Origin of the sequence: Neorhizobium huautlense, assembly GCF_002968575.1 — a bacterium.
Classification (GTDB): Bacteria; Pseudomonadota; Alphaproteobacteria; order Rhizobiales; family Rhizobiaceae; genus Neorhizobium; species Neorhizobium huautlense.
This window is the reverse complement of sequence record NZ_PVBM01000011.1, coordinates 110,829-132,809: the sequence shown is the minus strand read 5'-3', so window position 1 is coordinate 132,809 and position 21,981 is coordinate 110,829. Positions and strand designations below refer to the sequence as shown.

Below are 21,981 nucleotides of genomic sequence, written 5' to 3'. Positions count from 1 at the left end.
TTCCGCGTTTGGGCATGGTCGCCGCCCATGGGCATAGATTCGTCCGATCTCTTCGGTTCGTTGTTTGAAGCGCCGCCAGTATTGAGCGTGGTACCGGTCCTGGTGCCGCTGCCGGTGCCGGGTGCCTATAGCTATGCTGTGCCGGATGGCATGCATGTGGAGCCTGGTTCTGTGGTTCAGGTGCCGGTCGGGCCTCGGCAGCTGATCGGCGTCGTCTGGGACGGCGAGAACGACGAGAAGCTCGATCCCAAAAAGCTACGCCCCATCACGCTGGTCTTCGATTGCCCGCCGCTTTCCAAGGAGATGCGGGATTTTGTCGATTGGGTGGCAAGTTATACCCTCTCTCCGCCCGGCCTTGTGGCGCGGATGGCGATCCGGGCGCCGGCCGCGCTCGACCCGGAGCCGATGGTGGAGGGACTGCGTTATATCGGCGGCCAGCCTGAACGTATTACTCCGGCGCGTGCCCGGGTGCTCGATCTGGTTCATGAAGAAAGCGTACCGTGGACCCGCAGCGGCCTTGCGCATGCGGCGGGCGTTTCGCTAAGCGTTGTCGATGGGTTGACCGGGCAGGGCATATTCGAGACGATTTTCCTGCCGCCGCCGCCAGTGGTGGCGAAGCCCGATCCGGATTATGTCGCGCCGCGCATCGAAGGGCCACAGAAAGACGCGGCGGAGGAAATCGTCGGCTTCATTCGCTCAGGCGGGTTCTCCACCTCTCTCATCGATGGCGTTACCGGTTCGGGCAAGACGGAAGTCTATTTCGAAGCGATCGCGGAAACCCTGCGACGAGGAAAGCAGGTACTGATCCTGCTGCCTGAAATAGCCCTGACCTCGAGTTTCCTCGAGCGGTTCCAGGAGCGTTTCGGCGCCAAACCCGGCGAATGGCATTCCGATCTTTCACCCCGGATCCGTGAAAAGGTCTGGCGGGGCGTGGTGACCGGCGAGGTGAGGGTTATCGCAGGCGCCCGATCCGCGCTCTTCCTGCCTTTCGAGGAACTCGGCCTGATCATCGTCGATGAAGAACACGACCCCGCCTACAAGCAGGAGGACCGGGTTTTCTACAATGCCCGCGACATGGCGGTGGTGCGCGCGCGGATCGGTGACTTCCCGATCGTCCTGGTCTCGGCGACGCCTTCGGTTGAAAGCCAGGTTAATGGTCTCGCCGGCCGCTACAATACGGTGCACCTGCCGACCCGCTTCGGCGATGCGGCGATGCCGGACCTGCACCTGGTCGATATGCGGCGGCATCCTCCGGAGCGCGGCGGCTTTCTCTCGCCGGTGCTTCTTCGGGCGATGGCCAAAACGATCGAGAAGGGCGAGCAGTCGCTGCTCTTCCTCAACCGCCGCGGTTACGCTCCGCTGACGCTTTGCCGCGTCTGCGGCCATCGGTTCCAGTGCCCGCAATGTTCGAGTTGGCTGGTAGAGCATCGGTTCAAGAGGCAGATCCAGTGCCATCAGTGCGGCTATTCCGAGCCCACTCCCGAAGCCTGCCCTGAATGCGGAACGTTGGATCATCTGGTCGCCTGTGGTCCGGGTGTCGAGCGCATCGCCGAGGAAGTGGAAAAGCACTTTCCGGATGCGCGCACGATCGTCATGTCGTCGGATCTGCTCGGCGGTGTCAAACGCATGCGGCTGGAGCTCGAAGCCATCGCCAAGGGTGAGGCGGACATCGTCATCGGCACCCAGCTCGTCGCCAAGGGGCATAATTTCCCGCTGATGACGCTGGTGGGCATCGTCGATTCCGATCTCGGACTGTCGAACGGAGACCCGCGTGCGGCGGAACGCACCTTCCAGCTTCTTTCCCAGGTCACCGGCCGTGCGGGGCGAACAGGCCGGAAGAGCCATGGCCTCCTGCAGACCTTCCAGCCCCAGCATCCGGTGATGCAGGCGATCGTATCCGGCGACGCGGGGGCCTTTTACGAACGCGAGATCGCCGAACGAGAAAGGGCAATCCTGCCACCGTTCGGCCGGCTCGCTTCGCTCATCGTTTCCGCCGACAACCGGGCGGATGCCGAAAACCACGCCCGCGGCTTGCGGGCGGCCGCGCCGAGGGTAACGGGGATATCCGTGCTCGGGCCTGCGGAAGCGCCGCTTGCGCTGGTGCGGGGCCGGCATCGGTTTCGGCTGCTCGTCCATGGCCGGCGCAATTCCGACATGCAGGCGTTTCTCAAGGCAATGCTGACGAATGGCCCGAAGCAACGCGGCTCGGTCCAGATCCAGCTCGATGTCGATCCTCAGAGTTTCCTTTAGTCGCTCATTTTTGCGACTTGTTTACCGCTTGCGCTAGAATCTGCCGAATCGAACACAGCGAGGATCGAATGGAACTTTATTTCCCAGCCGAGCTCGGCGAGCAGCTGGCTTTCGCCGGCGCCGCGGCGACAGCAGTTCTGGGTCTCCTTCTCCTGCTTTTTCCGGGTCCGGTTTTGCGGCTCATGGCCTTTCAGATCGGCGAGGTGCGGCCGGAAGGTTATGCGGCGGTTCGGGCGGTTGGCGCCCATCACCTCGGTCTCGGCCTTACGGCCATCATGCTGGCCCAGGACTGGATCTACATGACGCTTGGCATAGCCCTCGCATTCGCCGCTGCCGGACGCGTCGTCTCATGTGTCTTCGACCGAGCCTTCACCCCCAGAAATATAGCGATTTTCCTACTTCAGGTTGTGCTTTCGGCGGGCCCGCTCGCCTATGTCTTCGGCTATATTTGACGCTCGAATTCGACGCTTTGAACGAAAAGCTCTGAAAATCCTTCCCGTTCCCGGATAAATTCCGGCCCAAGCCCTTGCGTCGCGGGCTTTTTCCTCTATCAGGCGTGTTGCGAGTCCCTACATCCTATGCTAGACGGACCGCGAAAGTCGGAAAGGGTAGAGCGGAAGCTCTGCAGGTTCTGAGAAATAATCAAACGATTTCAAGGTCTTGCTGCACCTCTCCCATAGGGTCTGGCGCTTGGATGGCAATACAGGGAAACTGTGCCCGTGGCTGACACGTCCCAGCTTATTTCCGGTGTAGCGGAGCGTTACGCTTCCTCGCTTTTCGAACTGGCTCTCGAGTCCGGTTCGGTCGACAAGGTCGCCGCCGATCTTGATCGTTTTCAGGCGTTGCTGGATGAAAGCGAAGATCTGCGACGTCTGGTCGCAAGCCCGGTATTTTCCGCCGACGAGCAGCGCAATGCCGTTTCCGCCGTTGCGGACAGGGCTGGCATCACCGGCCTCGTCGGCAATTTCCTGAAAGTGGTCGCCGGCAACCGTCGTCTCTTTGCTTTGCCAGGCATGATCCGTGGCTATCGCGAAATCGCAGCCGCTCATCGCGGCGAGGTTACAGCCGAAGTTACTTCGGCACATGCGCTTTCCGCAGCGCAGGAAATTGAGCTCAAGTCGGCGCTGAAGGGCGTCACCGGCAAGGACGTGGCAATCGCCGTGACGATCGATCCGTCGATCCTCGGCGGCCTCATCGTCAAGGTCGGTTCTCGTCAGATCGACACCTCCCTTCGCACCAAACTTTCCACCCTTAAGCTTGCACTGAAAGAGGTTGGCTGATGGATATCCGCGCCGCGGAAATTTCCGCAATTCTGAAAGATCAAATCAAGAACTTCGGCCAAGAGGCAGAAGTTTCCGAAGTCGGCCAGGTTCTGTCCGTCGGTGACGGCATCGCTCGCGTTTATGGACTGGACAATGTTCAGGCCGGTGAAATGGTCGAGTTTCCCGGCGGCGTTCGCGGCATGGCGCTGAACCTCGAAGCCGACAACGTCGGCGTCGTCATCTTCGGTTCCGACCGCGAGATCAAGGAAGGCGATACTGTAAAGCGGACTGGCGCCATCGTGGACGTTCCGGTTGGTCCGGAATTGCTCGGCCGTGTTGTCGACGCGCTCGGCAACCCGATTGACGGCAAGGGTCCGATCAACGCGAGCCGCCGCTCGCGCGTCGACGTGAAGGCTCCGGGCATCATTCCGCGCAAGTCGGTTCATGAGCCGATGTCGACCGGCCTCAAGGCCATCGATGCGCTCATCCCGGTCGGTCGCGGCCAGCGCGAGCTCGTCATCGGCGACCGCCAGACCGGCAAGACTGCCATCATTCTCGACACCTTCCTGAACCAGAAGCCGATCCACGACAACGGCCCGGACAACGACAAGCTTTATTGCGTTTATGTCGCTATCGGTCAGAAGCGTTCGACTGTTGCGCAGTTCGTGAAGGTTCTCGAAGAGCGTGGCGCGCTGCAGTATTCGATTATCGTTGCCGCTACCGCTTCCGACCCGGCTCCGATGCAGTATCTCGCGCCGTTCGCCGGTTGCGCGATGGGTGAATACTTCCGTGACAACGGCCAGCACGCGCTGATCGCTTACGACGACCTTTCCAAGCAGGCCGTTGCCTACCGTCAGATGTCGCTGTTGCTTCGCCGTCCGCCGGGCCGCGAAGCCTATCCGGGCGACGTTTTCTATCTGCATTCGCGTCTCCTGGAGCGTGCTGCAAAGCTCAACGACGATCGCGGCGCCGGCTCGCTGACCGCTCTGCCGGTCATCGAAACCCAGGGCAACGACGTTTCGGCCTTCATTCCGACCAACGTGATCTCGATCACCGACGGCCAGATCTTCCTCGAAACCGACCTGTTCTACCAGGGCATCCGTCCCGCCGTTAACGTCGGTCTGTCGGTTTCTCGCGTCGGTTCCGCCGCGCAGGTGAAGGCGATGAAGCAGGTTGCCGGCTCGATCAAGGGCGAACTCGCCCAGTATCGCGAAATGGCGGCGTTTGCTCAGTTCGGCTCCGACCTCGATGCATCGACGCAGCGTCTGCTCAACCGCGGTGCGCGCCTGACCGAGCTCCTGAAGCAGCCGCAGTTCTCGCCGCTGAAGACGGAAGAGCAGGTTGCGGTGATCTTTGCGGGCGTCAACGGCTATCTCGACAAGATCGCCGTCAGCGATGTCGGCAAGTTCGAGCAGGGTCTGCTTTCCTACCTGCGTTCCGAAGGCAAGGCGATCCTCGATACCATCCGTAGCGAGAAGCAGTTGTCGGACGACACCCGCGCGAAGCTCAAGTCTGCTCTCGACAGCTACTCGAAGTCTTTCGCCTGAGAACGGATCAAGTCCAACTAACCCGCAGGGGACCGATAACGGATGCCTTCACTTAAGGATCTGAAAAACCGGATCGCCTCCGTCAAGGCGACGCAGAAGATCACCAAGGCGATGAAAATGGTCGCCGCGGCGAAGCTGCGCCGTGCGCAGGAGGCGGCCGAGGCTGCCCGTCCTTACGCGGAGCGGATGAACAAGGTGCTGGCCAGCCTTTCGGCTGCCAATGCCGGCAATGCCGAAGCGCCGCTCCTGCTTTCGGGCACGGGCAAGGATCAGGTTCACCTCCTGATCGTCGCAACCGGCGAGCGTGGTCTGGCGGGGGGCTTCAATTCCTCGATCATTCGCCTTGCCCGCGACCATGCGCAGAAACTGCTTGCCCAGGGCAAGACGGTGAAGATCCTGACGGTCGGCCGCAAGGGCAACGATGTCCTGCGCCGCAGCTTCAAGGAAAACATCGTCCACTACATCACCTTCCGCGAAGTCAAGCAGCTTGGTTTCGTGCAGGCGGATGAGGTGGCGCACAAGGTCCTGGAACTGTTCAACGCGGGCGAGTTCGACGTCGCGACGCTGTTCTTCGCGCGCTTCCAGTCGGTGATCTCACAGGTTGCCACGGCACAGCAGATTATTCCGGCGAAGTTCGAAGCGGGCGAGGCGGCGAACGCATCTTCGGCGCTTTACGAATACGAGCCGAGCGAACAGGAAATCCTGGAGGACCTGCTGCCGAGGAACGTCGCAGTCCAGATCTTCCGGGCGCTGCTTGAAAACAACGCTTCCTTCTATGGCGCGCAGATGTCCGCGATGGATAACGCCACGCGCAATGCCGGTGAGATGATCAACAAGCTGACGCTTTCCTACAACCGTCAGCGTCAGGCGCAGATCACCAAGGAACTCATTGAAATCATCTCGGGCGCGGAAGCGCTCTGACGTAAAGAAAGAGGGTAAGAATCATGGCTATTGCAGCTACCCTGGATACGGGCTCGTCCCTCGGCAAGGTGACGCAGGTTATCGGCGCCGTCGTCGACGTCGCATTCGACGGCGAACTGCCGGCGATCCTGAACGCGCTTGAGACCGACAACAACGGCAACCGCCTCGTTCTGGAAGTCGCTCAGCACCTCGGCGAAAACTCCGTCCGCACCATCGCGATGGACTCGACGGAGGGCCTCGTGCGCGGCCAGCAGGTGGTCAATACCGGTGCTCCGATCTCGGTTCCGGTCGGCGATCAGACCCTCGGCCGCATCATGAACGTCATTGGCGAGCCGGTCGATGAAGCAGGTCCGCTGGATACCGGCGTGCGCCGCGCCATCCACCAGGATGCTCCGGCCTATGTCGAGCAGTCCACGGAAGCGCAGATCCTCGTTACCGGCATCAAGGTCGTCGACCTTCTCGCGCCTTACGCAAAGGGCGGCAAGATCGGCCTCTTCGGCGGTGCAGGCGTCGGCAAGACGGTTCTCATCATGGAACTCATCAACAACGTCGCGAAGGCACACGGCGGTTACTCCGTCTTCGCAGGCGTCGGTGAGCGTACCCGCGAAGGGAACGACCTCTACCACGAAATGATCGAATCGGGCGTCAACAAGCATGGCGGCGGTGAAGGCTCCAAGGCCGCTCTCGTTTACGGCCAGATGAACGAGCCGCCGGGTGCCCGCGCCCGCGTCGCTCTGACGGGTCTGACGATCGCTGAAGACTTCCGCGACAAGGGCCAGGACGTTCTGTTCTTCGTCGACAACATCTTCCGCTTCACCCAGGCAGGTTCGGAAGTGTCGGCTCTGCTGGGTCGTATTCCGTCGGCCGTCGGTTATCAGCCGACGCTCGCGACCGACATGGGCCAGATGCAGGAACGCATTACCACCACGACCAAGGGTTCGATCACCTCGGTTCAGGCCATCTATGTTCCGGCCGACGACTTGACCGATCCGGCTCCGGCAACCTCCTTCGCCCACTTGGACGCAACGACGGTTCTGTCGCGCTCGATCGCCGAAAAGGGCATCTATCCGGCCGTCGATCCGCTCGACTCCACCTCACGCATGCTCGACCCGATGGTTGTCGGCGAAGAGCATTACGAAGTTGCCCGTAAGGTTCAGACGACGCTGCAGCGCTACAAGTCGCTTCAGGACATCATCGCCATCCTCGGCATGGACGAACTGTCGGAAGAAGACAAGCTGACGGTTGCCCGCGCCCGTAAGATCGAGCGCTTCCTGTCGCAGCCGTTCTTCGTCGCCGAAGTCTTCACCGGTTCTCCGGGCAAGCTGGTTGCGCTCGAGGACACGATCAAGGGCTTCAAGGGCCTCGTCAACGGCGAATACGACCACCTGCCGGAAGCTGCCTTCTACATGGTCGGCTCGATTGAAGAAGCGATCGAGAAGGCCAAGAAGCTGGCCGAAGCCGCTTAATTGGCAAACGACGGCGCGCGGGAATTTTCCGGCGCGCCATTTCCGCATAAGACACGCAAGCTCGCGTAAGAAATTCGAGGAAGTGGACCTTCATGGCCGACGCTTTCAATTTTGAACTGGTTTCGCCTGAGCGCCTGCTCGTCTCCGAAAAGGCCACAGAAGTGGTGATACCGGCGACGCTCGGCGAAATGACGGTGCTTGCCAATCACGCGCCGACGATGACGACCATCAAGCCCGGCGTGGTTTCCGTGAAGCTCGCGTCCGGCCAGGTCAACAAATACGTCGTGTTCGGCGGCTTTGCCGATATTCTTCCGACGAGCTGCACGCTGCTCGCGGAGTCGGCGGTTCCGGCGAGCGAAGTGACCCGCGACACGCTGCAAAAGCGGATCGAGGCCACGCAAGCCGAAATCAACAAGGCGCAGAGCGACGAGCACAAGACCAAGCTGGAACAGTTCCTGGCGGAGCTGACGCATCTGAACGGCATTGTCGTTCCGGCCTGACGAACGGATTCTCCGAACAAGATCAAGGCGGCTCGGAAGGGCCGCCTTTTCTTTTTCCGTTAGGTTTAAGTAGCGATTTCAAGGGAGCGGCCGGAGTTCGCTACCCATCCAGCTGCCGCGCGTCGGCCAGGATCTCATAGCGCAGGCCGGCGGGATCATAAGCCAGTTGCGCCGTGCCCCCGAAATCGCTGGGCAGGACCCGTTCGATCAACAGCGTACCAAAACCCTTCCTCAGTGGTGCCGAGACGGGAGGTCCACCGCTTTCGACCCAGGCAAAGCGGAAGCGGCGCTCGCCTGAACTGCCGAACATGCCCCACCTGATATGCACCTTTCCGCCAGCCTGACGGAGAGCCCCGTATTTGATCGAGTTGGTGACGAGTTCATTGACTCCAAGAGCCAGAGACAGAGCCTGCTTTTCCGAAAGCCGGAGCGGAGGGCCCTCGATCACGAATTGCTCCGCGGCGGCGTCATGGGGTGAAAGAGCCCCGGCAATGACGTCGCCAATGTCCGCATCGATGCGGCCTTTGCCGGCCAGAACGTCATGTGTGTTTGCAAGAGCGGTAAGCCGCTGCAGCAAGACCTCCTTGACCCCCTCGGCCAAGGGCACGTTGCGCAGGGTCTGATTGGCTATGGAAGTCACGATCGCCAACGTATTCTTGATCCGGTGCCGAAGTTCCGCATTGATGAGGCGAGCCTGTTGTTCCGCCTGCACCTTCGAGGTCGTTTCGATCACCGTGTCCAGCATGCCTGCGATCTGGCCCTGATCGTCCCGAAGCGGACTGTAGCAAAAGGTGAAATAGGCTTGCTCCGGATAACCGAAGCGTTCGATCTCCAGCGGGAAATCCTCGATGAACGTTGCTTCGCCCTTGTAGGCGCGCTCCGCGATCTCACGGATCTCGTCCCAGGCTTCCTGCCAGACTTCGGAAAACGGACGCCCCATGGCTTCCGGCTTGTTGCCGAGGATAGGCTTGAAGGCATCGTTGTAGATGGTGGTGAGGTCCGGCCCCCAGACGACTGCGGCCGGAAAGCGGGAATTAAGGATCGTCGAAACGGCTGTTCTGAGCGCTACAGGCCAGCCTTCAGCCGGGCCAAGCGAGGTCGCCGACCAGTCAAAGTCCCGAATGACCTTGCCGACCTCGCCGCCGCCTTGAAGAAAGTAAAGAGGGTCGAATTCAGGCGCCATCGATACCGTCACACCGGCCTTTCGTTTTTCCATAAACCTTGGACGGTGACGCTGTTTGACAAGGCCTCGCTCCAAATATTCGTTGCACTTTATAGATGGCTGCGATTGGTTTGAGGGCAAGGATACGTAAGAAGCGACCGCGCAGCTTGTCGTCGCGTCGACTAGAGGTTAGCCCTTTCGGTGGAGGAAGCTGATGATCGACAAGCTCGAATTTTTTATTGCTCTCGCGCGAGAAAGCCATTTCGGTCGCGCCGCCGAGGAGTGCGGAATTTCCCAGCCATCGCTTTCGGCGGCGATCCGGCAGCTGGAGGACCAGCTCGGTGTGCAGCTCGTCGTGAGAGGTTCCCGTTTTCAGGGGCTGACGCCTGAGGGGCAGCGGGTTTTGGAATGGGCCAAGCGCATCGTCGGCGATGCGCGCACCATGCGGGAGGAGATGAAGGCCGCGCGGAAAGGTCTGGCCGGCCACATTCGGCTGGCGGCGATTCCGACGGCGCTTGCGATGATCCCGCGGCTGACTGAGCCCTTTCAGGCGAAACACCCGGACGTCACCTTTTCGGTTGTTTCACGAAATTCGCTTCAGGTGCTTTCCCAGCTCGACAATTTCGAGATTGATGCAGGCATAACCTATCTCGACAATGAACCGCTCGGCCGGGTCACCAGCGTCCCCCTCTATGCCGAGCGGTACAATCTGGTGACGGCGGAAGGGACGCCATTTGCGGACCGGGAAAATGTAACCTGGAAGGAGATGGCGGATCTTAGGCTCTGTCTATTGACGCCAGACATGCAGAACCGTCGGATCATCAATCAACACCTTGCGGAAGCAGGCGTCATTGTAAAGCCGATGCTGGAATCAAATTCGATGGTCGTTCTTCTATCGCATGTCGGAACGGGCCGATGGGCGAGCATCATGCCGCGCAACGTCGCGCGATCCTTTGGGTTTACCAAACAAATCCGGACGATCCCGATCGTCGAACCAGAAGCCAGCCATATTGTCGGCCTAGTGGCCACACATCGCGAACCTTTCACCCCGCTGGTCTCCGCCCTGCTGCACGAAGCCCGCAGCCTGGCTCCAAGCGCGATGGCTTGATAGTTTTTTTCTATCGCGTAACCGATCTCCTTTATTGACGGTCGCGAGACGGGTTGCGAGACTCTGCCACAATAGGTGGAGTGCAGCGGTTGGACACTTCGCCAGCGTTTTGATCTGCAGTGCGAATGAAGCACGCGCCGATCAGCCGGGAGGTTCGACGATATGAATATGCGCATTTCCGCCGGTGAGTTCACCGAGCGGTCGCTTCAGATCATTCGGGATCTGAAGCATCTCGAAGGGCCGATGCTGCCCATCCTGCATGCGATCCAGGCGGAGTTCGGTTATGTGCCGGACGAGGTCAAGCCCATCATCGCGAACGAACTCAACCTCTCCCGTGCCGAGGTCCATGGCGTCGTGACCTTTTATCATGAGTTCCGCGACCATCCGGCCGGCCGGCATGTGCTGAAGCTCTGTCGCGCCGAAGCTTGCCAGTCGATGGGCAGTGACCGCATTGCGGATCGTGTCCGGGAGCTTTTTGGCGTGGACTTTCATCAGACTACGCCGGACGGCGCGGTAACGCTCGAAGCCGTCTACTGTCTCGGCCTCTGCGCCTGCGCGCCGGCCGCCATGCTGGACGGCGAGGTCTATGGCCGGGTGGACGAGCACTGTCTGTCGGAGATCGTCGCGGAGGTGCGCCGATGACCGTTACGATATTCGTGCCGCGCGACGCCGCTGCGCTCGCGCTCGGAGCCGAGAAGGTGGCGAAGGCGATTGCCCAAGAGATCGCAGCCCGCGGCCTCGATGCCAAAGTGGTGCGCAACGGCTCGCGCGGCATGTTCTGGCTGGAGCCGCTGGTCGAAGTGCGGACCGCCCACGGCCGGGTCGCCTACGGCCCGGTTAAGGCAGCCGATGTGGCAAGTCTCTTTGATGCCGGCTTTCTGACCGGCAGCGATCATCCGCTCTGTCTCGGGCTGACGAAGGAAATCCCATTCCTTCGTCAGCAGACACGCCTGACCTTTTCTCGTTGCGGAGTGACCGACCCGCTCTCTCTGGATGATTACCGGCATTACCAGGGCCTAAAGGGGCTTGAAAAGGCGATTTCCCTGACACCGACCGAGATTGTCAAGGAAGTGACCGATAGCGGATTGCGTGGCCGCGGCGGCGCCGGCTTTCCGACAGGCATCAAGTGGAAGACGGTGATGGAGGCGGCAGGTCCGCAGAAATACATCGTCTGCAACGCGGATGAGGGCGACAGCGCTACGTTTGCCGACCGAATGATCATGGAAGGCGACCCCTTCGTGCTGGTCGAAGGCATGGCGATTGCCGGCATCGCGACGGGCGCCACGAAAGGTTACGTCTACATCCGCTCGGAATATCCGCACGCGATCGCAACGATGACGGAGGCCGTGGAGATCGCCCGCGCCGCCGGCGTTCTGGGGCCGTCTGTCCTGGGATCGGCTCATGCTTTCGACATCGAGATCCGGTCCGGCGCCGGCGCCTATGTCTGCGGCGAGGAAACCTCGCTCCTGAATTCGCTCGAAGGCAAGCGCGGCATCGTGCGCGCCAAGCCGCCACTACCGGCGCTGCAAGGCTTCCTCGGCCGGCCGACCGTGGTCAACAACGTTATCTCGCTCGCCTCCGTGCCTGTGATCATGGACCGCGGTGCCGCCTTTTATCGCGATTTCGGCATGGGCCGCTCTCGAGGCACGATCCCGATCCAGATCGCCGGCAATGTGAAGTACGGGGGTCTTTATGAGACGGCGTTCGGACTGTCGCTCGGCGAGATCGTCGATCATATCGGCGGCGGCACCGCCACCGGCCGGCCGGTGAAGGCGGTGCAGGTCGGCGGCCCGCTCGGCGCCTATTTCCCGCGCGCCCTGTTCGATACGCCTTTCGACTACGAGGCGTTTGCGGCGAAGGACGGTCTGATCGGCCATGCCGGCATTACCGTCTTCGACGACAGTGCCGACATGCTGAAGCAGGCACGGTTCGCGATGGAGTTCTGCGCCATCGAAAGCTGCGGCAAGTGCACGCCTTGCCGCATCGGCTCGACGCGCGGCGTGGAAACGGCCGACAAGATTGCCCAGGGCATTGAACCGGAGAAGAACAAAGCCTTGCTGGCCGATCTCTGCAACACCATGAAGTTCGGCTCGCTCTGCGCGCTGGGGGGCTTTACGCCCTATCCTGTCATGAGCGCGATGAACCATTTCCCGGAGGATTTTTCTCCGGCACCCCTTATCGAAGCGGCGGAGTAACATCATGTCCCTCGTTCATGAAATCGACTACGGCACGCCGGCTTCCCGATCCGAAGCCCAGGTGACCCTCACCATTGACGGTCGTTCCATTACCGTTCCGGAAGGCACGTCCATCATGCGTGCTTCGATGGAAGCGGGCATCCAGGTGCCGAAACTCTGCGCCACGGACATGGTCGATGCGTTCGGCTCCTGCCGCCTTTGCCTCGTGGAGATCGAGGGCCGCAACGGTACGCCGTCCTCCTGCACCACGCCGGTCATGCCCGGCATGGTCGTCCACACCCAGACAAATCGGCTGAAGGACATCCGCCGCGGCGTGATGGAGCTCTATATCTCCGACCATCCGCTCGACTGTCTCACCTGCGCCGCCAACGGCGACTGCGAACTGCAGGACATGGCCGGCGCAGTCGGCCTTCGCGACGTGCGTTACGGCTATGAGGGCGATAATCACGTCAAGGCGCGCAACAATGGCGAGATCAACGCCAAATGGATGCCGAAGGACGAGTCAAATCCGTACTTCACCTATGACCCCTCGAAGTGCATCGTCTGCTCCCGCTGCGTGCGCGCCTGCGAGGAGGTGCAGGGTACGTTCGCGCTGACGATCGAAGGCCGCGGCTTCGGCAGCCGCGTCTCGCCGGGCATGCATGAACATTTCCTCGATTCCGAATGCGTTTCCTGCGGGGCCTGCGTGCAGGCCTGCCCAACGGCGACGCTCACAGAAAAGTCGGTGATCGCGATCGGTCAGCCGGAACATTCGGAAGTCACCACCTGCGCTTATTGCGGCGTTGGCTGCTCCTTCAAGGCGGAGATGCGCGGCGAGGAACTCGTCCGCATGGTGCCGTGGAAGGATGGCCAGGCGAACCGCGGCCATTCCTGCGTCAAGGGTCGCTTCGCTTACGGATATGCGACCCACAAGGACCGCATCCTCAGCCCGATGATCCGCGAAAAGATCTCCGATCCCTGGCGGGAAGTGACCTGGGAAGAGGCCTTTTCGCACGTGGCTTCCGAGTTCCGACGGATCCAGTACCAGTATGGCCGGGAGTCCATCGGCGGCATCACCTCGTCGCGCTGCACCAACGAGGAGACCTTCCTCGTCCAGAAGCTGATCCGCGCCGGGTTCGGCAACAACAATGTCGATACCTGTGCCCGCGTCTGCCATTCTCCGACCGGTTACGGCCTCGGCCAGGCTTTCGGCACCTCTGCCGGCACGCAGAACTTCGATTCCGTCGAACATTCGGACGTGGTGATCGTCATCGGCGCCAACCCGACAGACGGGCATCCGGTCTTTGGCTCGCGCCTCAAGAAGCGGCTGCGCCAGGGTGCCAAGCTGATCGTCATCGATCCGCGCCGCATCGATCTTGTGCGGACGCCGCATGTGGAGGCCGATTATCACCTGCCGCTGCAGCCGGGCACCAACGTGGCCGTGCTGACGGCGCTGGCGCATGTCATCGTGACCGAAGGCCTGTTTGCCGAGCAATTCATCCGGGAGCGCTGCGACTGGTCGGAATTCGAGGACTGGGCTGCTTTCGTCTCCGAGGACCAGCACAGCCCCGAGGCGACCGAAAAGTTTACCGGCGTGCCGGCGGAACTCGTCCGCGGTGCCGCCCGGCTTTATGCCAAGGGCGGCAACGGGGCGATCTATTACGGTCTTGGTGTTACCGAGCACAGCCAAGGCTCGACAACAGTCATGGCGATCGCCAACCTCGCCATGGTGACCGGCAATATCGGCCGTCCGGGCGTCGGCGTGAACCCGCTTCGCGGTCAGAACAATGTCCAGGGCTCCTGCGACATGGGCTCGTTCCCGCATGAGCTGCCGGGCTATCGCCATATCTCGGACGATGCGACCCGCGACATCTTCGAAAAGCTCTGGGGCGTGACGCTCAACAACGAGCCGGGCCTGCGCATCCCGAACATGCTGGATGCAGCCGTCGAGGGCACATTCAAGGGCATCTATATCCAGGGCGAGGACATCTTGCAGTCCGATCCGGACACCAAGCACGTCTCGGCCGGTCTTGCCGCGATGGAATGCGTCGTCGTCCACGACCTCTTTCTGAACGAAACCGCCAACTACGCGCATGTCTTCCTGCCGGGTTCGACTTTCCTTGAGAAGGACGGCACCTTCACCAATGCCGAGCGGCGTATCAACCGCGTTCGCAAGGTGATGAGTCCGAAGAATGGTTATGCGGATTGGGAAGTCACCCAGAAGCTCGCCCAAGCCATGGGACTCACCTGGAACTATGCGCATCCGTCTGAGATCATGGACGAGATCGCCGCAACGACGCCGAGCTTCGCATTGGTGTCCTACGACTATTTGGATAAGATGGGTTCGGTCCAGTGGCCCTGCAACGAGAAGTTCCCCGAAGGCTCACCGATCATGCACGTCAATGGCTTCGTGCGCGGCAAGGGCAAGTTCATCCGTACCGAATATGTGCCGACCGACGAACGTACCGGCCCGCGTTTCCCGTTGCTGCTCACGACCGGCCGCATCCTCAGCCAGTACAATGTCGGCGCCCAGACGCGGCGTACGGAGAACGTCGCCTGGCACGCCGAGGATAGGCTGGAAATCCATCCGCACGATGCCGAACAGCGCGGCATCAAGGACGGCGATTGGGTGAAGCTCGCCAGCCGCTCCGGCGATACGGCGCTCAGGGCCTTGATCACCGATCGCGTGGCGCCGGGGGTTGTCTACACCACCTTCCATCATCCCGATACGCAGGCCAACGTCATCACCACCGATTTCTCCGATTGGGCGACCAACTGCCCGGAATACAAGGTGACGGCGGTTCAGGTGTCGCCTTCCAACGGACCGACCGAGTGGCAGCGCGATTACGAGGAGTTGTCGCGGCGGTCTCGACGCATCGCGGGCAAGCTGGAGGCTGCGGAATAGTGTCTGTCGGCGCACGCCATACCCCCCTCTGCCCTGCTGGGCATCTCCCCCTCAAGGAGGGAGATAGCCTCGCGGCAAGGCCTCGCCTTCAACGGGTGCAGAGAATTGGGCGCAGAGGGCGCTTCTTGCCAATCACCCCCCTAGAGGGGGAGATGCCCGACAGGGCAGAGGGGGGCGTCCTTGCTCCACCGTCCAATGGCTGAATTCAAGACTACCGCAACCGCTGCCGAGATCGTACGCCGTAACGGCATGACGCGCGCCGGCTCGCGGGTTGTGCCGGAAGAGGTGCCGATCGCCTTTTCCTATGGCGGATCGACCCATGCGGTGATGATGGGCACACCCGCCGATCTGGAAGACTTCGCCGTTGGCTTCAGCCTGACCGAGGGCATTATCGCTTCGATGGGGGAGATCGAGGGCATTACCGTTGTCGAAGAAGGTGCCGGTCTTGATGTCCAGGTGACGCTCGCCCAAGATAAGGAAGATGCCCTGCGCATGCGTCGACGGCACATGGCGGGGCCGGTCGGCTGCGGGCTTTGCGGCATTGAGTCCATTGAGCAGGCGATACGCCCGGTGCCGGATGTTTCTGCCGTTGACCTCGTGCTGACTGCCAAGAATGTCGCGGAAGTGGTCGCGGAACTCAACGGTGCCCAACCGCTGCACGCCCAAACCCATGCCGTCCATGGTGCTGGCTTTTTTCTGCCGGGCAGGGGGCTTATTGCCGTGCGCGAGGATGTCGGTCGCCATAATGCGCTCGACAAGCTTGCTGGTGCCGTCGTTCGTCAGAGCATCCAAGGTTCGGAGGGGGTTGTGGTGGTCACCAGCCGGATTTCGGTGGAGATGGTTCAGAAAACGGCGATCCTGGGTTCGGCGGTATTGATCGCCATTTCAGCCCCCACGGCGCTTGCCATCCGCACGGCAGAAGCGGCGGGCATGACCCTCATCGCGCTGACGCGGGGCGAGGATTTCGAAATCTTTACACGTACCGATCGCATAACCACCGGAGTTGTCGCCGATGTCGCATGACCAAAGTCCCGAGCAACTGGTGCTCGACAAACTGGTCCGGATGGCCAACCAGATCGCTACTTTCTTCCTGTCACAACCGGAAAGCGTGCGCGCCGAGGGCGTCGCTACGCATATCAACAAGTTCTGGGAGCCACGCATGCGGCGGCACCTTTTCGAGCATATCGACAAGGGCGGAGAAGGGCTGCTTCCGCTCGTCATTCAAGCCTCGGTGCTGATCCGCAGACCGGAAGCGAAGGTCGGCTCCGGGGTAGGTGTCGGACAGGATGCGGCGCAAGGGGCACCGGAGGGGAAGGGGCCGTCGGCAGGAGAGTCGCTGTCCGAGCCGAGCATCCCGGAGGGCGCGGCATAAACTCATTCGCCCGGCGGGAAGGGCCGGGCGGGTCGATGATCTTAAGTCGTCATATTCAAGAGGAGGATATTGTTAATGGCATTTGCAGGAACAACGAACGAGGACCTGACAGGCAGTGTCGGGTTCCTCGATAAGGAACGTATTGTCGCCAGACCCGGATTCAACCGGTGGCTCGTGCCGCCGGCCGCACTGGCAATTCACCTGTGCATCGGCATGGCCTATGGCTTCAGCGTTTTCTGGCTGCCGCTCTCCAAAGCCTTGCCAGGAACTGCCGACCCATCTTGTAGCAGCTTGAATCTGCTTTCCGCTCTCGTAACAACGACATGTAACTGGCGTGTCGCCGACCTCGGCTGGATCTACACGCTGTTTTTCGTGTTGCTCGGTTGCTCCGCAGCGATCTGGGGCGGCTGGCTGGAGCGCGTCGGACCGCGCAAGGCCGGTTTCGTGTCGGCCTGCTGCTGGTGTGGAGGCATCCTGGTGGCCGCGCTCGGCGTCATAACCCATCAACTCTGGCTGATGTGGGTAGGTGCCGGGGTGATCGGCGGTGTCGGTCTGGGTCTCGGCTATATTTCGCCAGTCTCCACGCTCATCAAGTGGTTCCCCGATCGCCGCGGCATGGCCACCGGCATGGCCATCATGGGCTTTGGCGGCGGCGCGATGATCGGCGCTCCTCTTGCCAACCTCCTGATGAATTATTTCAAGACCGACACGTCGATCGGCGTCTGGCAGACCTTCATCGCCATGGCGCTCATCTATTTCTGCTTCATGATGGGTGGCGCTTTCGGCTACCGCATTCCCCCAGCCGGATGGCGCCCGGAAGGCTGGACGCCGCCCGCGTCGAAGAGCACGATGATCACCCACAAACACGTGCATCTGCGCAATGCGCACAAGACCCCGCAGTTCTGGCTGATCTGGGCGGTGCTTTGCCTGAACGTATCGGCAGGTATCGGCGTGATCGGCATGGCCTCGCCCATGTTGCAGGAGATTTTTGCAGGTTCACTGATTGGGCTGCCGGATCTCTCTTTCTCACAGCTCGATGCTGGCCAGAAGGCACAGATCGCCACGATTGCGGCGGGCTTTGCCGGACTGCTTTCGCTCTTCAATATCGGCGGGCGGTTCTTCTGGGCATCGCTCTCCGACAAGATCGGCCGAAAGAACACCTATTATACGTTCTTTGTTCTGGGCATCGTTCTTTATGCGCTGGCTCCGACGCTTGCCGACATGGGCAGCAAGGCCCTTTTCGTGCTGGCTTTCGGCGTCATCCTCTCGATGTACGGCGGCGGGTTTGCTACCATCCCGGCCTATCTCGCGGATATTTTCGGCACGCAGTTCGTCGGGGCCATACACGGGCGTCTTCTGACGGCCTGGGCGACGGCCGGCATCGTCGGTCCGGTTGTCGTCAATTATATCCGCGAAGCCCAAATCGCCGCGGGCGTCGCGCCAGGGCCCGCACTCTATACCGGCACGATGTACATCCTTGCCGGCATGCTGGCACTGGGTCTCGTCGCAAATGCGCTTGTGCGTCCGCTTTCGGACAAATGGTTCATGTCGGACGAGGAGGTCGCATCGCTGCAGGCAAAGTCGGTGGCAGCGAGCATCGGCCCGAGTGGTTCCTTCGGCATCGGCAGGGGCGGCCTGGACGGCAAGGCCGTACTTGCCTGGGCGGTTGTCGGAATCCCGCTTCTCTGGGGCGTGTGGGTCACGCTGAAGAGCACATTCGCCCTGTTGGGTTGATGCCCTGATATTGCGAACGAAACCCTCTGAAATGGCAAAAGGCCATCCGGTGATCCGGATGGCCTTTTCAACGACAAGAACCTGGTGAGCCTGTTAGGCTGCCAATTCGTCGGCTTCAGTTCCCTTGAACATCTTGGAGAGGTTCAGGAAGCAGATCATCCCATTTTCGTTGGCGATGATGCCTTCGGAGAAGGACTTGTCGAAGGAAGCGGAAATCTCCGGCACGGGCTGAACCTGGCTGGATGGAATGGTGAGGATGTCGGAAACCCGATCGACCAGCATTCCGATGACCATGCTGTGAACTTCAGCCACCACGATGGCGCTGCGCTCGTTGGCGACCGTGCTCTTCATGCCGAGCTTGTAGGCGAGGTCGATGATCGGGATCACGGAACCGCGCAGGTTCATGACGCCGATAACGTCTGCCGGCGCGTGGGGGATTGGCGTTGAGGGCGCCCATCCGCGGATTTCGCGGATGGTGGTGGTCTTTACGCAAAATTCCTGATCGTGGAGTCTGAAGGCGATGATTTCGAGCGTCTCGCCGCCGTAGCTCGTGGAGTTAATCGTGGTTGCCATCAGAATTCTTCCCAACTGTCCGTTGCCTGGGCGGAAGCGGCTGCGCCGGAGGTGGCGCGTGCGACCGTAGCCATGAGTTTGCGTGCCGGCGATGCGATGGGCCGTGCATCGGGTCGCGCTTGAACAATCTTATGCGAAGAATATTGCCCAAATCTAAATCGGGCGAGCAGATTGCGCAGAGTTTCAGCTTCACGGGCGAGGCTGTGGCTGGCAGCGGAGGTTTCTTCGACCATGGCGGCGTTCTGCTGCGTATTCTGGTCCATGGAATTGACGGCGTTACTGACCTCTTTGAGACCGGTCGACTGCTCGCGGGAAGCCTCGACGATCGCGACGACGTTGCTGTTGATCTCCTCGACCTGCGATATGATCTGCTCCAACGCCTTTCCGGTTTCTCCGACGAGTGTAACCCCGTGCTTCACGTGTTCGGACGACTTGGAGATGAGCGCCTTGATCTCCTTTGCCGCCGTAGCGGAGCGTTGGGCAAGCTCGCGGACTTCCTGGGCGACAACTGCAAAACCCTTGCCGGCTTCGCCTGCTCGCGCCGCCTCCACGCCTGCGTTCAGGGCAAGCAGGTTGGTCTGGAAGGCGATGTCGTCGATGACGCTGATGATATTCGAAATCTCGTGAGAGGAGTTTTCGATCTGGTCCATCGCATTGACGGCGTTGCGGACCACTGCACCTGAATGCTCGGCATTCTTCTTGGCATCGCCGACCAGGGAGCCGGCCTCTTCAGCGCGCCTGGCGCTGTCGGTTACCGCACGGCTGATTTCTTCCAGTGCCGCAGCAGTTTCCTCGACCGCAGCCGCCTGCTGCTCTGTCCGTTTGGCGAGGCTGTCGGAAGCCTGGCGGATTTCGGACGAACCACCGGCAATGCCCTCGGCGTTCTCTCCGACAGTACGCATCGCGTCCGCAAGTTTGGCCACGGCGTCATTGAAGTCTACGCGAATCTGTTCAAGTGTCGGGATGAATGGTTTCTCGATATGCGTCGTAAGGTCTCCGTTCGAAAGCGCGGTAAGGCTGACCGCCAACTCGTCCACGGCGCGTACGCGTTCGGTAATGTCAGTTGCGAACTTTACGACCTTGAAGACCCGGCCGTCAGCATCGAAGATCGGGTTGTAGGATGCCTGGATCCAGACGACCTTGCCACCCCTGCCGATGCGCTTGAATTCCTGGGCGATAGCCTCGCCGCCCGCGAGTTTTCGCCAGAATTCCCGGTAATCGGGGCTGTCGCGGAAGGCCGGTTCGCAGAACATGCTATGATGCCTGCCGCTGATTTCCGCGAGTTGATAGCCGAGACAGGAGAGGAAGTTCTCGTTCGCAGTGATAATGTCGCCAGTCGGCGTAAATTCGATGACAGCTTGCGTGCGTGAAATTGCACTGATCTTGCCTTCATCTTCCGCAGCCTTCATTTTCGCTGCAGTAATGTCGGTGGCAATCTTGATGACCTTATAGGGTTTTCCGCCGGACAGGACCGGGTTGTAGGAAGCCTGGATCCAGATCTCGCGGCCGCCTTTGCCGATGCGCTTGTAGGCAGCTGCCTCGTATTTGCCGCTTCCGAGATTGGCCCAGAAATCCTTATAGGCCGGCGACGCGACATAAGCCGGATCGCAAAACATGCTGTGATGTTTGCCGACGATCTCGGACAGCTTGTAGCCGAGAGCGTTGCAGAAGTTTTCGTTCGCCGTCAGGATTTTCCCCGTCAGGTCGAACTCGATGATGGCTTGTGATCGGCTTAACGCCGCAAGGACTGCTTTTGCGTCCGCGCTCGGGAGCGAAAAGATGGACATAGCTTCTCCGCCTGCTCTGGATGAAGAGTAAAATTCTTCGGCAGAAACCGCTTCGCCCACCCCCCATGGTGATCGGGCAGGAAAGCTTGTGCCTCGCCTTCCTGCTAAATTTAGCCTTGAATGCTTAATGTATCGTCAATAATTCCATATATTCAGGTACGGGATAATACGTAGGAAATCTTTTATTTTAGCAGCCGGATTTTTTACTGCCGATAGTCAGCTATAGATTGGGTATTTATGGCTATTGTCAATTTTCTTCTTGGATTGTCGTCTGCCGGAATTAACCGGAGCGCGTCGGACGATCCAAGACCCGCCGGCCGAAAAGGCTTGCCGTAAGTTCCACCATGATGCGCGCACTCTTGCCGCGGTCATCCAGGAACGGGTTGAGTTCGACCAGGTCCACCGATGCGACAAGCCCCGTATCATGCAGCATTTCCATGATCAGGTGCGCCTCCCGGAAGGTGGCGCCGCCTGGCACGGTCGTACCAACACCTGGCGCAATATCCGGATCGAGAAAATCGACATCGAGACTGACGTGCAGAAGGCCATTGGCGGCACTGACGGTATCGATGACCTGCCGCATGATCGCTGCAATGCCATGCTCGTCAATCGCTCGCATGTCGAAAACATTGACGCCATGCCGGGCGATGAGCTTTCGTTCTATTTCATCGACGGAGCGGATGCCGACCTGGAAAACGTTGCGCGGGTCCACCAGGGGCCGGTTTCGATCCAGGATGGGTGCGAACTCCGCCTGCCCGGTAAAGAAAGCAACGGGCATGCCGTGAATATTGCCAGAGGGAGAGGTTTCCGGCGTATTGAAATCCGCGTGGGCATCGAGCCAGAGGACGTAAAGCGGCCGGCCAACTTTATCGGCATAACGTGCCATGCCCGATACGCTTCCCATCGACAGGCTGTGATCCCCACCCATGATCACGGGAATGAAGCCGGCCATGGCCTTGTCATAGGTGCGGCCCTCCAGCATCTGGGTGAAGGCACCGACGACGGGAAGGTTTTTGGCGTCCTGTCGTTCGCCAAGGTCAGCCGCGGGTTCCGGCCTCAAGTCGCCGCTGTCTTCGACCCGAAAACCGAGACCTTCCAAGGCTTTTATGATGCCAGCCAGCCGGAAGGCAGCCGGACCCATGGCGCAGCCGCCGCGGCCGGAGCCTTCTTCCAGCGGAACGCCAATCAAAGTGATATCTTTGGAGATCATGCTTTTCTCC

General features: G+C 60.6%; 18 protein-coding genes. 14 read left to right on the top strand and 4 right to left on the bottom strand.

The genetic code is table 11. From position 1 onward, the window contains the following. Positions 1-27: 27 nt before the first annotated feature. The 7 genes from C5L12_RS14415 to C5L12_RS14385 all read left to right on the top strand — a co-directional run bounded on the left by C5L12_RS14415 (position 28) and on the right by C5L12_RS14385 (position 7,946). Positions 28-2,250: a primosomal protein N' gene (locus tag C5L12_RS14415; protein WP_105372784.1), complete on the top strand. Its 2,223-nt coding sequence runs from the start codon at positions 28-30 to the stop codon at positions 2,248-2,250. 68 nt (positions 2,251-2,318) lie between these two features. After that, positions 2,319-2,702 carry an AGROH133_08824 family phage infection protein gene (locus C5L12_RS14410; RefSeq protein WP_105372734.1) on the top strand — a complete coding sequence of 128 codons (384 nt, stop codon included), beginning with the start codon at positions 2,319-2,321 and terminating at the stop codon, positions 2,700-2,702. Positions 2,703-2,963: 261 nt separating this feature from the next. Beyond that, a complete protein-coding gene (locus C5L12_RS14405; protein WP_105372733.1) occupies positions 2,964-3,530 on the top strand; it encodes a F0F1 ATP synthase subunit delta in 567 nt (188 codons plus the stop codon). Next, on the top strand, positions 3,530-5,059 hold the full coding sequence (atpA, locus tag C5L12_RS14400; RefSeq protein WP_105372732.1) for a F0F1 ATP synthase subunit alpha: 1,530 nt from the start codon (positions 3,530-3,532) through the stop codon (positions 5,057-5,059). Before C5L12_RS14405 ends, atpA begins: the two co-directional genes overlap by 1 nt. Positions 5,060-5,101: 42 nt before the next feature. After that, positions 5,102-5,980 (top strand): F0F1 ATP synthase subunit gamma, encoded by an 879-nt coding sequence (locus tag C5L12_RS14395; RefSeq protein WP_105372731.1) that lies wholly within the window; start codon positions 5,102-5,104, stop codon positions 5,978-5,980. A 23-nt stretch (positions 5,981-6,003) separates the two neighbouring features. Beyond that, complete coding sequence (atpD, locus tag C5L12_RS14390) at positions 6,004-7,446, top strand: F0F1 ATP synthase subunit beta (protein WP_105372730.1); 1,443 nt, start codon at positions 6,004-6,006, stop codon at positions 7,444-7,446. A 92-nt stretch (positions 7,447-7,538) separates the two neighbouring features. Beyond that, a complete protein-coding gene (locus C5L12_RS14385; RefSeq protein WP_105372729.1) occupies positions 7,539-7,946 on the top strand; it encodes a F0F1 ATP synthase subunit epsilon in 408 nt (135 codons plus the stop codon). A 100-nt stretch (positions 7,947-8,046) separates the two neighbouring features. Here C5L12_RS14385 and C5L12_RS14380 read toward each other — a convergent pair whose 3' ends face one another. Beyond that, entirely contained in the window at positions 8,047-9,141 is a 1,095-nt protein-coding gene (locus C5L12_RS14380) for a sensor histidine kinase (protein ID WP_245422899.1), read from the bottom strand. 181 nt (positions 9,142-9,322) lie between these two features. Here C5L12_RS14380 and C5L12_RS14375 point away from each other — a divergent pair, with 181 nt between their 5' ends. From C5L12_RS14375 to C5L12_RS14340, 7 genes are all read left to right on the top strand, one after another. Then, on the top strand, positions 9,323-10,216 hold the full coding sequence (locus tag C5L12_RS14375) for a LysR family transcriptional regulator (RefSeq protein WP_105372728.1): 894 nt from the start codon (positions 9,323-9,325) through the stop codon (positions 10,214-10,216). A gap of 162 nt (positions 10,217-10,378) precedes the next feature. Continuing rightward, the gene (locus C5L12_RS14370; RefSeq protein WP_105372727.1) at positions 10,379-10,858 is read left to right on the top strand and encodes a formate dehydrogenase subunit gamma; all 480 of its coding nucleotides are present in this window, start codon (positions 10,379-10,381) and stop codon (positions 10,856-10,858) included. Continuing rightward, complete coding sequence (locus C5L12_RS14365) at positions 10,855-12,411, top strand: formate dehydrogenase beta subunit (protein ID WP_105372726.1); 1,557 nt, start codon at positions 10,855-10,857, stop codon at positions 12,409-12,411. The genes C5L12_RS14370 and C5L12_RS14365 overlap by 4 nt, the downstream gene beginning before the upstream one ends. Positions 12,412-12,415: 4 nt before the next feature. Beyond that, positions 12,416-15,295 carry a formate dehydrogenase subunit alpha gene (gene fdhF, locus C5L12_RS14360; RefSeq protein WP_105372725.1) on the top strand — a complete coding sequence of 960 codons (2,880 nt, stop codon included), beginning with the start codon at positions 12,416-12,418 and terminating at the stop codon, positions 15,293-15,295. 195 nt (positions 15,296-15,490) lie between these two features. Continuing rightward, positions 15,491-16,318: a formate dehydrogenase accessory sulfurtransferase FdhD gene (gene fdhD / locus C5L12_RS14350; protein WP_105372724.1), complete on the top strand. Its 828-nt coding sequence runs from the start codon at positions 15,491-15,493 to the stop codon at positions 16,316-16,318. Next, complete coding sequence (locus tag C5L12_RS14345; RefSeq protein ID WP_105372723.1) at positions 16,308-16,667, top strand: formate dehydrogenase subunit delta; 360 nt, start codon at positions 16,308-16,310, stop codon at positions 16,665-16,667. The genes fdhD and C5L12_RS14345 overlap by 11 nt, the downstream gene beginning before the upstream one ends. 75 nt (positions 16,668-16,742) lie before the next feature. Next, positions 16,743-18,401, top strand: a complete 1,659-nt coding sequence (locus C5L12_RS14340) for an OFA family MFS transporter (RefSeq protein ID WP_105372722.1) — start codon at positions 16,743-16,745, stop codon at positions 18,399-18,401. Positions 18,402-18,494: 93 nt separating this feature from the next. Here the strand turns inward: C5L12_RS14340 and C5L12_RS14335 are convergent, their stop codons facing one another. From C5L12_RS14335 to rocF, 3 genes are all read right to left on the bottom strand, one after another. Next, positions 18,495-18,974, bottom strand: coding sequence for a chemotaxis protein CheW (locus tag C5L12_RS14335; RefSeq protein WP_105372721.1), 480 nt, complete (start codon positions 18,972-18,974; stop codon positions 18,495-18,497). Beyond that, positions 18,974-20,755, bottom strand: a complete 1,782-nt coding sequence (locus C5L12_RS14330) for a methyl-accepting chemotaxis protein (protein WP_105372781.1) — start codon at positions 20,753-20,755, stop codon at positions 18,974-18,976. The genes C5L12_RS14335 and C5L12_RS14330 overlap by 1 nt, the downstream gene beginning before the upstream one ends. Before the next feature lie 286 nt (positions 20,756-21,041). Beyond that, positions 21,042-21,971 carry an arginase gene (rocF, locus tag C5L12_RS14325; RefSeq protein WP_105372720.1) on the bottom strand — a complete coding sequence of 310 codons (930 nt, stop codon included), beginning with the start codon at positions 21,969-21,971 and terminating at the stop codon, positions 21,042-21,044. Between the last annotated feature and the right edge of the window lie 10 nt (positions 21,972-21,981).

What these genes read in the sequence shown, in the direction of transcription:
- C5L12_RS14335 (WP_105372721.1), bottom strand. Translation starts at nt 18,974, where the DNA reads ATGGCAACCACGATTAACTCCACGAGCTACGGCGGCGAGACGCTCGAA.
- atpD (WP_105372730.1), top strand. Translation starts at nt 6,004, where the DNA reads ATGGCTATTGCAGCTACCCTGGATACGGGCTCGTCCCTCGGCAAGGTG.
- rocF (WP_105372720.1), bottom strand. Translation starts at nt 21,971, where the DNA reads ATGATCTCCAAAGATATCACTTTGATTGGCGTTCCGCTGGAAGAAGGC.
- C5L12_RS14410 (WP_105372734.1), top strand. Translation starts at nt 2,319, where the DNA reads ATGGAACTTTATTTCCCAGCCGAGCTCGGCGAGCAGCTGGCTTTCGCC.
- C5L12_RS14395 (WP_105372731.1), top strand. Translation starts at nt 5,102, where the DNA reads ATGCCTTCACTTAAGGATCTGAAAAACCGGATCGCCTCCGTCAAGGCG.
- C5L12_RS14365 (WP_105372726.1), top strand. Translation starts at nt 10,855, where the DNA reads ATGACCGTTACGATATTCGTGCCGCGCGACGCCGCTGCGCTCGCGCTC.
- C5L12_RS14345 (WP_105372723.1), top strand. Translation starts at nt 16,308, where the DNA reads ATGTCGCATGACCAAAGTCCCGAGCAACTGGTGCTCGACAAACTGGTC.
- fdhD (WP_105372724.1), top strand. Translation starts at nt 15,491, where the DNA reads ATGGCTGAATTCAAGACTACCGCAACCGCTGCCGAGATCGTACGCCGT.
- atpA (WP_105372732.1), top strand. Translation starts at nt 3,530, where the DNA reads ATGGATATCCGCGCCGCGGAAATTTCCGCAATTCTGAAAGATCAAATC.
- C5L12_RS14385 (WP_105372729.1), top strand. Translation starts at nt 7,539, where the DNA reads ATGGCCGACGCTTTCAATTTTGAACTGGTTTCGCCTGAGCGCCTGCTC.
- C5L12_RS14415 (WP_105372784.1), top strand. Translation starts at nt 28, where the DNA reads ATGGGCATAGATTCGTCCGATCTCTTCGGTTCGTTGTTTGAAGCGCCG.
- C5L12_RS14340 (WP_105372722.1), top strand. Translation starts at nt 16,743, where the DNA reads ATGGCATTTGCAGGAACAACGAACGAGGACCTGACAGGCAGTGTCGGG.
- fdhF (WP_105372725.1), top strand. Translation starts at nt 12,416, where the DNA reads ATGTCCCTCGTTCATGAAATCGACTACGGCACGCCGGCTTCCCGATCC.
- C5L12_RS14370 (WP_105372727.1), top strand. Translation starts at nt 10,379, where the DNA reads ATGAATATGCGCATTTCCGCCGGTGAGTTCACCGAGCGGTCGCTTCAG.
- C5L12_RS14375 (WP_105372728.1), top strand. Translation starts at nt 9,323, where the DNA reads ATGATCGACAAGCTCGAATTTTTTATTGCTCTCGCGCGAGAAAGCCAT.